Annotated in this window: 11 protein-coding genes; 10 read left to right on the top strand and 1 reads right to left on the bottom strand. The window is 68.9% G+C overall.

The window, feature by feature from the left end; translation table 11 throughout:
- Window positions 1-25 precede the first annotated feature (25 nt).
- From typA to ASD35_RS19620, 4 genes are all read left to right on the top strand, one after another.
- Window positions 26-1,849, top strand: coding sequence for a translational GTPase TypA (gene typA / locus ASD35_RS19635; RefSeq protein ID WP_056876643.1), 1,824 nt, complete (start codon window positions 26-28; stop codon window positions 1,847-1,849).
- 110 nt (window positions 1,850-1,959) lie between these two features.
- The gene (locus tag ASD35_RS19630; protein WP_056876642.1) at window positions 1,960-2,826 is read left to right on the top strand and encodes a DMT family transporter; all 867 of its coding nucleotides are present in this window, start codon (window positions 1,960-1,962) and stop codon (window positions 2,824-2,826) included.
- Window positions 2,823-3,938, top strand: a complete 1,116-nt coding sequence (locus tag ASD35_RS19625) for an enoyl-CoA hydratase/isomerase family protein (RefSeq protein ID WP_056876641.1) — start codon at window positions 2,823-2,825, stop codon at window positions 3,936-3,938. Before ASD35_RS19630 ends, ASD35_RS19625 begins: the two co-directional genes overlap by 4 nt.
- On the top strand, window positions 3,935-5,947 hold the full coding sequence (locus tag ASD35_RS19620; RefSeq protein ID WP_157275667.1) for an acyltransferase family protein: 2,013 nt from the start codon (window positions 3,935-3,937) through the stop codon (window positions 5,945-5,947). The genes ASD35_RS19625 and ASD35_RS19620 overlap by 4 nt, the downstream gene beginning before the upstream one ends.
- A gap of 39 nt (window positions 5,948-5,986) precedes the next feature.
- On the opposite strand, the gene ASD35_RS19615 is transcribed toward ASD35_RS19620, so the two are convergent.
- Window positions 5,987-6,586 (bottom strand): cysteine hydrolase family protein, encoded by a 600-nt coding sequence (locus ASD35_RS19615; protein WP_056876639.1) that lies wholly within the window; start codon window positions 6,584-6,586, stop codon window positions 5,987-5,989.
- A 151-nt stretch (window positions 6,587-6,737) separates the two neighbouring features.
- On the opposite strand from ASD35_RS19615, the gene dusA reads away from it, so the two are divergent.
- From dusA to ASD35_RS19585, 6 genes are all read left to right on the top strand, one after another.
- Window positions 6,738-7,757 carry a tRNA dihydrouridine(20/20a) synthase DusA gene (dusA, locus tag ASD35_RS19610; RefSeq protein ID WP_056876638.1) on the top strand — a complete coding sequence of 340 codons (1,020 nt, stop codon included), beginning with the start codon at window positions 6,738-6,740 and terminating at the stop codon, window positions 7,755-7,757.
- A 3-nt stretch (window positions 7,758-7,760) separates the two neighbouring features.
- A complete protein-coding gene (locus ASD35_RS19605) occupies window positions 7,761-8,750 on the top strand; it encodes an MBL fold metallo-hydrolase (RefSeq protein ID WP_082580295.1) in 990 nt (329 codons plus the stop codon).
- Entirely contained in the window at window positions 8,725-9,309 is a 585-nt protein-coding gene (locus tag ASD35_RS19600; RefSeq protein ID WP_235538400.1) for a methylated-DNA--[protein]-cysteine S-methyltransferase, read from the top strand. The genes ASD35_RS19605 and ASD35_RS19600 overlap by 26 nt, the downstream gene beginning before the upstream one ends.
- A 75-nt stretch (window positions 9,310-9,384) precedes the next feature.
- Window positions 9,385-10,635, top strand: a complete 1,251-nt coding sequence (locus ASD35_RS19595; protein ID WP_056876636.1) for a DEAD/DEAH box helicase — start codon at window positions 9,385-9,387, stop codon at window positions 10,633-10,635.
- On the top strand, window positions 10,625-11,131 hold the full coding sequence (locus ASD35_RS19590) for a CYTH domain-containing protein (protein WP_056876635.1): 507 nt from the start codon (window positions 10,625-10,627) through the stop codon (window positions 11,129-11,131). The genes ASD35_RS19595 and ASD35_RS19590 overlap by 11 nt, the downstream gene beginning before the upstream one ends.
- 346 nt (window positions 11,132-11,477) lie before the next feature.
- The gene (locus ASD35_RS19585) at window positions 11,478-12,548 is read left to right on the top strand and encodes a type II asparaginase (protein ID WP_200956091.1); all 1,071 of its coding nucleotides are present in this window, start codon (window positions 11,478-11,480) and stop codon (window positions 12,546-12,548) included.
- The last annotated feature ends 7 nt before the right edge of the window (window positions 12,549-12,555 follow it).

Raw genomic sequence — 12,555 nt, 5'->3', positions numbered from 1 at the left:
CCGGTTTTTTTTAGAAGCAAGTCCCATGACCACCCCGATCCGCAACATTGCCATCATTGCCCACGTCGACCATGGCAAAACCACCATGGTGGACCAGCTGCTGCGCCAGAGCGGCACCTTCGCCGACCATGAAAAGGTCGTCGACACCGTGATGGACAGCAATGCCATCGAACGCGAGCGCGGCATCACCATCCTGGCCAAGAACTGCGCCGTGTCGTGGGGTGGCACGCACATCAACATCGTCGACACGCCCGGACACGCGGACTTCGGCGGCGAAGTGGAGCGAGCGCTGTCCATGGTCGACGGCGTCGTGCTGCTCATCGACGCCCAGGAAGGCCCGATGCCGCAGACGCGCTTCGTCACCAAGAAGGCGCTGGCCCTGGGCCTCAAGCCCATCGTCGTCGTCAACAAGGTCGACAAGCCGGGCGCCAAGCCCGACGCCGTCATCAACGCCGCCTTCGACCTGTTCGACAAGCTCGGCGCCACCGACGAGCAGCTGGACTTCCCGGTCGTGTACGCCTCCGGCATCAACGGCTGGACCTCCCTGACCGAAGGCGCGCCCGGCGAGCAGTGGGGCCCCGACATGTCGGCCCTTTTCGACACCATCCTCAAGCACGTGCCGCCGCAATCCGGCGACCCGGCCGCGCCGCTGCAGCTGCAGATCTCGGCGCTGGACTTCTCCACCTTCGTCGGCCGCATCGGCGTCGGCCGCATCAGCCAGGGCACGATCAAGCCCGGCATGCAGGTCGCCGTCATGGAAGGCCCCGACGGCAAGAGCGTCAACGGCCGCATCAACCAGGTGCTGACCTTCCACGGCCTGGACCGCGTGCAGGTCACCGATGCGGGTCCCGGCGAGATCGTGCTGATCAACGGCATCGAGGACATCGGCATCGGCGTCACTGTGACCAGCGTGACCGACCCGGCCCCGCTGCCGATGCTGAAGGTCGACGAGCCGACGCTGACGATGAACTTCTGCGTCAACACCAGCCCGCTGGCCGGCCGCGAAGGCAAGTACGTCACCAGCCGCCAGATCTGGGACCGCCTGCAGAAGGAACTGCAGCACAACGTGGCCCTGCGCGTGAAGGAGACCGACGAGGACGGCATCTTCGAGGTCTGCGGCCGGGGCGAACTGCACCTGACCATCCTGCTGGAAAACATGCGCCGCGAAGGCTACGAGCTGGCCGTGTCCAAGCCGCGCGTGATGTTCAAGGACGTCAACGGCGAGAAGCACGAGCCGATGGAGCTGGTGACGGCCGATGTCGAAGAAGTCCACCAGGGCGGCGTCATGCAGGCGCTGGGCCTGCGCAAGGGCGAGATGCTGAACATGGAGCCGGACGGCCACGGCCGCGTGCGCCTGGAGTACCGCATTCCTGCGCGGGGCCTGATCGGCTTCAGCAACGAGTTCATGAACCTGACCCGCGGCTCGGGCCTGATTTCGTCGATCTTCGATGGCTACGAGGCCCACAAGGGTGAGATCGGCGGCCGCAAGAACGGCGTGCTGATCTCCATGGACGACGGCGAGATCTTCACCTACGCGCTGGGCAAGCTGGACGATCGCGGCCGCATGTTCGTGAAGCCCAACGACCCGGTGTACGAGGGCATGATCGTCGGTATCCACAGCCGCGACAACGACCTCGTCGTCAACGCGACGCGCACCAAGCAGCTGACCAACTTCCGCGTGAGCGGCAAGGAAGACGCGATCAAGATCACGCCGCCGATCGACCTGACGCTGGAGTACGGCGTGGACTTCATCGACGACGACGAGCTGGTCGAGATCACGCCGAAGTCTGTCCGGCTGCGCAAGCGCCACTTGTCGGAGAACGAACGCAAGCGTGCATCGCGCGCTTAGGCGTGCGAAGCACGCTCGCGTTCCGCGGGAACGTTGAGCTCCCCCCGTCCCCTCCGCGAGGGGGCTCTAGCCAGTTGATTGCCCGCGCCCCTTTTCAGGGGCGCTCGTTCATGAGCCACCGTAGCGCCGTCTTGTTGATGCTGCTGGTCACGCTGATGTGGAGTTCGGCGGGCGTCGTCACGCGGCATCTGGATGCGGCGCGCGGCTTCGAGATCACGTTTTGGCGCAGCGCGTTCAATGCGCTGGCCCTCGTGGCGATCCTTGGCGTCATGCGGGGCAGGGCACTGCTGGGCAGCCTCAAGGGCCTGGCGGTCTGGGCCTCGGGTTTGTGCTGGGCCGTCATGTTCACGGCCTTCATGGTGGCGCTGTCGCTGACGACGGTGGCCAACGTGCTGGTCACGATGTCGCTGTCGCCGTTGTTCACGGCCATATTCGCGCGGGTCTTCCTGCACCAGCCGGTCCCGGTGCGGACCTGGGCGGCGATCGCCGTGGCGGGTACCGGCATCGCCTGGATGTTCAGCGGCCAGATCGGCGGGCCGCTGCTGGGCGTTGTGATCGCGCTCGGCGTGCCGCTGGCCGCTGCCAGCAACTGGTGCCTATTGCAGAAAGTCGGCCGCGGCGGCGACATGCTGCCCGCTGTGCTCATCGGCGCGCTGCTATCGATGGCCGCCACGTTGCCGCTGGCTTGGCCGCTGCAGGCCAGTGCGCACGACCTCGGCTTGCTCGCCTTTCTCGGCGTCTTCCAGCTCGCCGTGCCCTGCCTGCTGGCGGTGCGCCTCGCGCGCGAGCTGCCCAGCCATGAGATCGCGCTGCTGGGTCAGGCGGAAACGCTGCTCGGCGTGCTGTGGGCCTGGCTCTTTGCGGGCGAACACCCAGGCGGCGCGGCGCTGATTGGCGGTAGCCTTGTGCTCGTTGCACTGATCGCCAACGAGGCGCTGGCACCTCCCTCCGTCAAATCCGTCCTGAAGAACGCATGAACGACCTGATCCCGCCCTTGGTCTCCGACGGCCACATCCTGGCCGAGGTCAATGGCTGCCTGGGCCTCATCACGCTCAACCGTCCGCAGGCGCTGAACGCGCTGTCGCTGGCCATGATCCGTGACATCACGGCGCTGCTGACGCACTGGGCGCGGCGCCCCGAGATACAGGCGGTGGCCGTGCTCGGTGCCGGCCGCGAAGGCAAGCCGCCGGCCTTCTGCGCGGGCGGCGACATCCGCTTCTTTCACCAGGCCGCGCATGCGGGCGACCCGGCACTGGCCGATTTCTTCACCGAGGAATACCGCCTCAACCACCTGATCCACGCCTACCCCAAGCCCTACATCGCGTTGATGGACGGCATCGTCATGGGCGGCGGCATGGGCATCAGCCAGGGCGCCAAGCTGCGCGTGCTCAGTGAGCGCTCCAAGCTCGCCATGCCCGAGACCGGCATCGGCCTGTTTCCCGATGTCGGCGGCGGCTGGTTCCTGGCGCAATGCCCCGGCCACGTCGGTGAATGGCTTGCGTTGACCGGGCATCCCATTGCCGCCGGCGACGCCATCGAATGGGGCCTCGGCGATGTCTTCGTGCGCGCCGAGCAGTGGCCGGCCTTGGTCGAGGACCTGCGCCACGACGCCCAGCCCAGCGCCGAGCATGTGGTCGCGACCGTCATGGAACGCGCCGACCTCGCCCCGGTGTCTGCCCCCAAGGCGACCACCGATCGCATCGACCGCCATTTCGGCCTGCCCAGCGTGGCGGCCATCCTCGACTCGCTGGCGCGGGCTGACGACGACTGGGCGCGGCAGACGCATGCGACGCTGTGCCAGCGCTCGCCGACGATGATGGCCGTGACGCTGGAACTGGTGCGCCGCGGCCGCAAGCTCAGCCTGGCCGACGACCTGCGCCTGGAGCGCGACCTCGTGCACCACGCCTTCCACCTGCGTGGCGCGGCGCGCAGCGAGACGGTGGAGGGCATACGCGCGCTGGCCATCGACAAGGACCATGCGCCGCGCTGGAACCCGGCCACGGTCGCTGAAGTCGACCCCGCCGAAGTGGCCGCCTTCTTCACCAGCCCGTGGCCGGCGGCGGAGCATCCGCTCAAGGATCTGGCGTGAGCGCTACAAGCGCATCGTTGGCGCTGGGGGCGCAGTCGCATCCGGGCGGCGTGCTTGCGACCACCCGTTTCAACCCTGGGCTTCAGGGCATGCGCGGCGTCGCGATCCTGCTGGTGTTGCTGAACCACGCCGCCGTACCGGGGTTTGGCGGAGGTTATGTCGGTGTCGACGTTTTCTTCGTCATTTCGGGTTATCTCATTGGCGGACTGCTGCTGAGAGAACTGGAGACGAAGAGCGGGCTCGACTTGTGGGCGTTCTACGCGCGCCGTGTGCGACGTCTGTTGCCTGCCGCGGCGCTGGTGTTGGCGGTCACCGTGGTGGGCATCCGCTTGCTGTACGCACCGCAGGAGCAAGACGAGTTGTTGTCGTCAGCGCGTGCCGCGGCGCTCTATGCAGGGAACCTTTGGTTTGCCAGTCGACCGACGGATTACTTCGGCGGGCATACCGAGGCCAACCCGGCCTTGCATCTTTGGTCCCTCGCAGTGGAAGAGCAGTTCTATCTCTTCTGGCCTTTGCTGATGCTCTTGGCCGTACGCCTTTTCCGTGGCACGCCGCGGGCGGTGACCGGTGGGTTGCTTCTCGTCCTCGGCGGCCTCAGCTTTGCGGCCTGCGTGGTCGTCTCACTGATCAACTTCAAGTACACCTTCTTCCTCACGCCGTTCCGGATCTGGGAATTCGCCGTCGGCATGGCGATCTCCGTCTGGCCGGGCCTGGCGGCTCGCTGGAGCGGCCGGGCGGTTGCTGCCATGGGCTGGGTCGCCGTGGGCACGCTGTGTGCGGTTTCGCTGCTGTTTGACGGCCGCATGCGGTTCCCCGGTTTCTGGGCGGCATTCCCGGTTGCTGCCGCTGCCCTGTTGCTCGTCGTCGTCCAGCATGGCCGGCAGTCCATGGTTGGCAGGCTGCTGCAGTCCAGTGGCATCCGCCAGTTGGGCGATTGCTCGTACTCCGTCTACCTCTGGCATTGGCCGGTGTTGATCGGCGCGGCCGTGATCGTGCCGGAGCCCGCGGCGTGGATGACGGTCTGCCTGCTCGCGCTGTCCGTCGGCTTGGGGTGGTTGTCATACCGCTTCGTCGAGCAGCCTTTCATGCATGCCCTGTTCCCGGCCCTCTCCGCGCGCCAGGTCGTCCTGGCCGGGCTCGGCCTGTGCGTGGCCGTCGCTGCGGGTGCCCAATTTACGCGCAAGTTCATCCATGTGGGGCCAGAACAGGAGCGCTTCGAACGCGCCGCCCGCTGGGACCTCACGGAGGCAACCGGTTGCCTGACGCTCGCGGACGCCGTTGACCAACCTGCATGCGAATACGGGGCCGACCAGCCCACGGCGACGGTGGTCCTGTTTGGCGATTCCCACGCCTCGCAGTGGTTCGTCCCCTTGCAGCAATTGGCGTTGAAGCATCAATTGCGGCTGGTGGTATTGACGAAATCGGCCTGCCCGTCGGTTGACGTCCCGGTCGCGGTCTACACGACGCTCGGTGACTATCGCGAATGCACCCTCTGGCGCGATCGCATGCTTCAGCGCATCGAGGCCATGCGGCCCGCGGTGGTGGTCATGGCGAGTTCCTCGGGCTACAGCATCGAGCCGGGCCGTTGGCAAGCCGGGCTGGACCGAACGGTGATGCGGTTGCAGCGTGCAGGCGTCCAGGTGGGCTATTTGAAGGACATCCCGTTCCCCGGCTTCAACGTGCCTGGATGCCATGCGCGTGCGGCCTGGCGCTCGTGGTCCATCGGCGGTGCCTGCACCTACCGGGCCGATGATGAGGAGGCGCGCATTGCGCCACTGGCGACCGCGGAAGAGGCCGTTCTGATGCGCCGTGGCGCAACATTCATCAACCTGTCCCGCGCGATTTGCAACGAGCCGGTGTGCAGGACCGCGCGTGATGGGCTGGTCATGTTCAAGGACCGGAACCACTTGACGGAAGAGTTTGCGCTCAGCCTGGCGCCGGACCTCGAGAAGCCGCTGCTCCAACTGTTGAAGCAGAGCGCTGCAACCAGACAAGCTTCGCCGTCGTAGCCGGGCCTTCGTCCCCGCCGTATTCCGCAGGGCGCGGCCTCAGCGGCCACCCGCCGGTCGGATATCCGCCTTCAACGCCTGCCGCATCCACCCCAGCGCCTGGTCGCGCTGCTCGGGTGATTCAGCCGCCGTGCAGTCGCTGGGTACCCACAGGTCGTAGCCGCGCACATAGGCGTCCATCGCCGTGCACATGACGCAGTAGTCGGTGGCCAGCCCGGCGATGACCAGCTTGCGCGCGCCAAGCTGCTGCAGCAGCAACTCCAACGGCGTGGCGTGAAAGCCCGAATGCCGCGGCTTCAACACCATCAGGTCACCCTTTCCGGGCGGCAGCTGGCGCACCAGGCCGGCCGAGGTGCCCCGCTGATGGCGACAATGAGCCACCAGCGTGCGGAAGTCCGAGCGCCACTGGCCGAAGTTGTCGTTGACGTAGATGACGCGCTCCCCCGCCGCATCGAAGCGTTTCTTCAGCGCCGCGGTGGCGCGTGCGGCCTCCAGCGCCCAGGGGGCCAGCGCCTCGGCGCCGACGAACTGCAGCGGGTTGATGAAGTCGACCAGCAGCAGCACGCGCCGCGACGGCGCCAGCTCCTCGTTGTTGGCGACCGGCGTGGCGCCTGCGCGGCGGTGGGCCCGGGCTGCCATCGCTCAGCGCTCGGCCTGTGGAAAAAGCTGCGGCAAGGTCGGGTGTGCGGTCATGGTGGCTTTCCTCTTTGCACGGTACGCCGCCCGCCGGCAAGCGCGGTTCCCGCCGGGCACAATGGCGGGCGCAGGGCCGATGGATGGCGAATGTGGGATGAATTTCGATACTGAACAAGAACTTCGCGCCGGCTTCTCGCCCTGGCGCCTGTCGGTCGCGCCGATGATGGATTGGACGGACCGGCATTGCCGCTATCTGCACCGCCTCATCACCCGCCGCACGCTGCTCTATACCGAGATGGTGACGACCGGCGCCTTGCTGCACGGCGACCAGGCCCGCCACCTCGACTTCAACGCCGAGGAGCACCCGGTCGCGCTGCAACTAGGCGGCAGCGAACCGGCCGACCTGGCCGCCTGCGCGAAGCTGGCCGAGCGCTGGGGCTACGACGAGGTCAACCTGAACTGCGGCTGCCCCAGCGAGCGGGTGCAGAAGGGGGCGTTCGGCGCCTGCCTGATGGCCGAGCCGCAGCTGGTGGCGGACTGCGTGAAGGCGATGCGCGACGCGACGGCGCTGCCCGTCACCGTCAAGCACCGCATCGGCATCGACAAGATTGAAAGCTACGAGTTCGTGCGCGATTTCGTCGGCACGGTGGCCGAGGCCGGTTGCGAGGTCTTCATCGTGCATGCCCGCAACGCCTGGCTGCAAGGCCTCTCGCCCAAGGAGAACCGCGAGATCCCGCCGCTGCGCTATGCGCTGGTCGCGCAGCTCAAGCGCGAGTTCCCGCAGCTGACCATCGCCATCAACGGCGGCCTGAAGAACGCCGACGAGATCGCCGAGCAGCTCACGCAGGTTGACGGCGTCATGGTCGGCCGCGAGGCCTACCACGAGCCCTGGAGCATGGCGCAGTGGGACTCGCGCTTCTTCGGCCAGCCCGACCCCGCCAGCTCGCGCGAGCAGGTGGAAGCCGCCTGGCTGGACTACCTCGACCGTGTGCACGCCAGCGGCCGCTCCTGGGCGCATGCGATGCGCCATGCGCTGGGCCTGTGGAACGGCACGCCGGGCGCGCGTCGCTGGCGCCAGGTCTGGAGCGACCATCGCCTGAAGACGCTGCCGCCGCGCGAGGTCGCGAAGCAGGCGACCGCGGCCCGCGTGTCGGGCCTCGCCGTCACCGCCTGAGCCATGACGACCGGCCGGCGGGCCGGCATCCGCGAGCATCGGGCGATGCATGCGCTGTTCCTGCTCGTGTTCGCCCTGCTGTGCGGCGCCGCCCAGGCCCAGCAGACGCTGGCGCCCGGCGTCGTCCTCGTGCCCGGCGGTTTCGAGGCCGGTCGCCAGCCCGACGGCAACAGCCTGTTGCTGCAAGGCGAGGGCGGCGGCTGGCTGCTGATCGACAGCGGCCGCCACCGCGCCCACACCGAAGCCGCGCTCGCGGCCGCCGGCGGCGACGTGCGCGCGGTGCTGAACACGCACTGGCATCTGGACCATCTCGGCGGCAATGCCTGGCTGCGGGCGCAGCGGCCCGGCGTGCAGGTCTGGGCCTCGGCGGCGGTCCGCCAGGCGCTGGCGCCCGATGGCTGGCTGGACCGTTACCGCCGCCAGCTCGTCGAGGCCCTGCCATCGGCGGCGCCCGCGCAGGCCGCCGTCATGCGAGTGGATGTCGAGCTGCTGGGCCAGCCCGATGCACTGCGCCCCGACCACGAGGTCATATCGGCCTCCGCGCTGACGCTAGCCGGCCGCCCGCTTCAAGTGGGCGTGGAGACGGCGGTCAGCGGCGGCGACCTGTGGGTGCTGGACCGCGCGAGCGGCACGCTGGCCGCCGGCGACCTCGTCACGCTGCCCGTGCCCTTCCTCGACACCGCCTGCCCGCCGGCCTGGCGTGAGGCGCTGGCGCGGTTGTCGGCCCAGCCCTTCCAACGCCTGGTGCCGGGCCACGGCCCGGTCATGAGCCGGGCCGATTTCGAACGCTGGCGCGGCGGCTTCGAAGCCCTGCTGGACTGCGCCGGCCAGGGCCTGCACCCGGCCGCCTGCGCCGCCGTCTGGCGCACGCACGCCGCGCCCTGGCTGGACGAGGCCGGCCAAGCCCGCGCGGGCAGCATGGTTGGCTACTATTTCAAGACCCTGCTGCAAGCCCCGCCCGAGCAACGTGAACGATTCTGTCGACGCCCCTGAAGCCGCCATCCCGCCCGGCGAGCCGCTGTGGAGCCACAGCTTCGACACGGCGCTGGGCCGCTGCGGCGTGGTGTGGAGCGAGCGCGGCATCGTCGCGTCGCTGCTGCCGGACGCCAGCCCGGCACGACTGGCGCGCCGCCATCCCACGGCGCAGCTCGTGACCGGGCTGCCGCCGGAGATCGCCCGTGCCGTCGACGGCATCCGCGCGCTGCTGGCCGGCGAAGTGCGCGACCTCAGCGACATCCAACTCGACGAGCGCGGCATCCCCGAGTTCCGCCGCCAGGTGCATGCGCTGACGCGGGCCATCCCGCCCGGCCAGACGCGCACCTACGGCGAGATCGCCGCGGCGCTGGGCCAGCCGGGCGCTGCGCGCGCCGTCGGTCGGGCCGAGGGCGACAACCCGTTCCCGCCCATCGTGCCCTGCCACCGCGTGATGGGCGTTGGCGGCGAGCCGACCGGGTTCTCTGCGCCCGGCGGCGTCGAGACCAAGCGCCGCATGCTGCTGATCGAGGCGCGCGCCGCCGGGCAGCTCGCGGGCGACCAGCAGCCGCTTTTCTAGTCAGCCGGGACAGCGCTGCTCGATTCGCTCGGGCGGTCTGTCCTGCAACTTCTTCAGACCTCGCGACAATCGCGCATGTCCTTCGCATCCCTGGGCCTCACGCCCGCCCTGCTGCGTGCCGTGCGCGCGCTGGGCTATCACGCGCCGACCGCCATCCAGTCGGCCGCGCTGCCGCCCATCCTGGCCGGCTCCGACGTGCTTGCGCTTGCGCAGACCGGCTCTGGCAAGACGGCCGCCTTCGCGCTGCCGCTGCTGCAGCGGCTGGTCGCGTCGCCACCCCGGCCGGGGCCGCGCGCGCTGGTGCTGGCGCCCACCCGCGAGCTGGCCGCGCAGACGGCCGAACTGCTGCGCGAACTGGCTGCCACGCTGCTGCACCGGCCGAAGGTCGCGCTCGCCTTCGGCGGCGTGTCCATCAACCCGCAGCTGATGGCGTTGCGCGGCGGTTGCGACGTGATGGTGGCCACGCCGGGGCGGTTGCTGGACTTGCTGGACCACAACGGCCTGCAGCTCTCCGGCGTGCAATGCCTGGTGCTCGACGAGGCCGACCGGCTGCTCAGCCAGGGCTTCGCCGATGAACTGCAGCGCGTGCTGGCGCTGCTGCCGGCGCAGCGCCAGTCGCTGCTGTTCTCCGCCACCTTTGAACCCGCCGTGCAGGCGCTGGCCGCGCAGCTGCTGCACGACCCGGTGCACATCACGATCGAGGAGGCGCCGCCGCAGATCACGCAGCGTGCCATCCAGCTCGACCGTGCCCAACGCCTGCCGGCCCTGCGGCAACTGCTCCGCGACGCCGCCTGGCCCCGGGCGCTGGTGTTCGTCGCCAGCCGCTACACGGCCGAGCTGGTGTCGGACAAGTTGTTCGCCCATGGCTTCAAGGCCGGTGTGCTGCATGGCGAGCTGAGCCAGGGCGCGCGGCGCGACGTGCTGGAAGCGCTGAAGGCCGGCAGGGTCGAAGTGCTGGTGGCCACCGACGTCGCCGCCCGCGGTCTGCACATCGATGCGCTGGACGCCGTCATCAACTACGAGCTGCCGCGCTCGGCGGCCGACTACGTGCACCGCATCGGCCGCACCGGCCGCGCGGGCGCGCCAGGGACGGCCGTCAGCTTCATCTGCGCGGACAGCGCCGAGAACGCCGAGAGCCATTTCCGCCTGATCGAGAAACGCCAGGGCCAGCGCGTGCCGCGTGAGCGGCTGGCCGGCTTCGAACCCACTGCCGTGGCCACGGAGGCCCAGGCCGCAGGCGGCATCAAGAGCACGACGCGCAAGAGCAAGAAGGACAAGCTGCGTGAGGCCGCGGCCCGCGCAGGAGGGGCCGGCGATGGGCATTGAGATCGAACGCAAGTTCCTCGCCACGGGCGACGGCTGGCGCCTGCAGGCCGCGACGCAGACACGCTTCAGCCAGGGCTACCTCAGCCGCGACCCGGCGCGCACGGTGCGCATCCGCATCGCGGGCGACGTGGCCTTCCTGACGATCAAGGGCCTCACGCGGGGTGCGACGCGGGCCGAATTCGAGTACCCCGTGCCGCTGGCCGACGCGCAGGCGCTGCTGACGATGTGCGACGGACCCGTGGTCGAGAAGGTCCGCCACCTGTGCCCGCATGCGGGCATGACGTGGGAGGTTGACGAGTTCCTCGGCGCCAATGCCGGCCTGGTGCTGGCCGAGATCGAGCTCGAATCCGAGGGCCAGTCCTTCGTCCCTCCAGCCTGGCTGGGCGCCGAGGTCACGGGCGATGGCCGCTACGTCAACGCCAACCTGGCGGTTCGGCCGTTCACGAGCTGGGTTGCCCCGAGCGGCGCATCCGGCGGAGCAGAAACTGGTTCCTGATCTGCAGCAGACGTGCCAAGCCCTTGACCCCGCGCATCGCTCTCGCTGACCGCCTTCCTACACCGCGGATATGCGATGCAATCCTGTACTCCACGGCCGCAAGCCGCAGCCCTCCATCGGGCGGCCATCGCTGCGGTGCCCATCACACTGCCCCGGCGCTAGGCCTGCGATTGCTGGCGGTGGCGCCACATTGAAGCGCTCATGCACGCGGCCCGGCCCGGGCAATGCACCGGAGTCATGCGCCTTCTGAAGGCACGAATGCCGGATCGGTATTCGTGCCGGTGCGTTTCTCGCATCTACTCGCGCTGGTTTCTTTACAACCAGAGGAGAACCCTGCATGAAGCCCATGACCTTAGGCCTGCGCGCCGCCTGCGCCGCGCTGCTGGCGGCGAGCGCCTTCGCCGGCTTGCCGGCGCTGGCCCAGCCGGCCAAACCCACCGTGGTGATCGTCGCCACCGGCGGCACCATCGCCGGTGCCGGCGCCTCGGCGCTGAACAGCGCCACCTACCAGGCCGCCAAGGTGCCGGTGGACAAGCTGATCGCCGGCGTGCCCGAGCTGGCCAGCGTGGCCAATGTGCGCGGCGAGCAAGCTTTCCAGATCGCCTCCGAGAGCTTCACCAACGACAAGCTGGTGGCCCTGGGCAAGCGCGTCTCCACGCTGCTGAAGGACCCGGAAGTGGGCGGCGTGGTCGTCACCCATGGCACCGACACGCTGGAGGAGACGGCCTACTTCCTGAACCTGGTGATCAAGAACGACAAGCCCATCGTGGTGGTCGGCTCAATGCGGCCGGGCAGCGCGATGTCGGCCGACGGCATGCTGAACCTGTACAACGCGGTGGTGGTGGCGGCTTCGCCCAGCGCCAAGGGCAAGGGCGTGCTGGTCACCATGGCCGACGACATCCTGTCCGGCCGTGACGCAGCCAAGCGGGTGAACATCAAGACCAGCGCCTTTGGCAGCCAATGGGGGCCGCTGGGCCTGGTGGTGGAGGGCAAGACCTTCTGGTTCCGCAGCCTGGCCAAGCGCCACACCGTCAACTCCGAGTTCGACATCGACACCATCGACGCGCTGCCGGACGTGTCCATCGTCTACGGCTCCGGCAGCATGAACATGGCGCTGTACGACGCGGCGGCCACGCCGGGCGTCAAGGCCATCATCAACGCCGGCACGGGCAATGGCTCGGTGCCCAACTACGCGGTGGACAAGCTCAAGTCCATCCGCGACAAGGGCGTGCTGGTCATCCGCTCCAGCCGCGTGGCCGACGGCATCGTGCTGCGCAACGCCGAACAGCCCGACGACAAGTACGACTGGGTGGTGGCCCACGACCTGAACCCCCAGAAGGCCAAGATCCTGGCCGCCGTGGCTCTGACCAAGCCCCAGACCACCGCTGAGCTGCAGCGGATCTTCTGGGAATATTGATCGACGA

Origin of the sequence: Pelomonas sp. Root1444, from assembly GCF_001426885.1 — a bacterium.
Taxonomy (GTDB): Bacteria; Pseudomonadota; Gammaproteobacteria; order Burkholderiales; family Burkholderiaceae_C; genus Pelomonas.
This window is presented reverse-complemented; position numbering and strand designations above follow the sequence as displayed.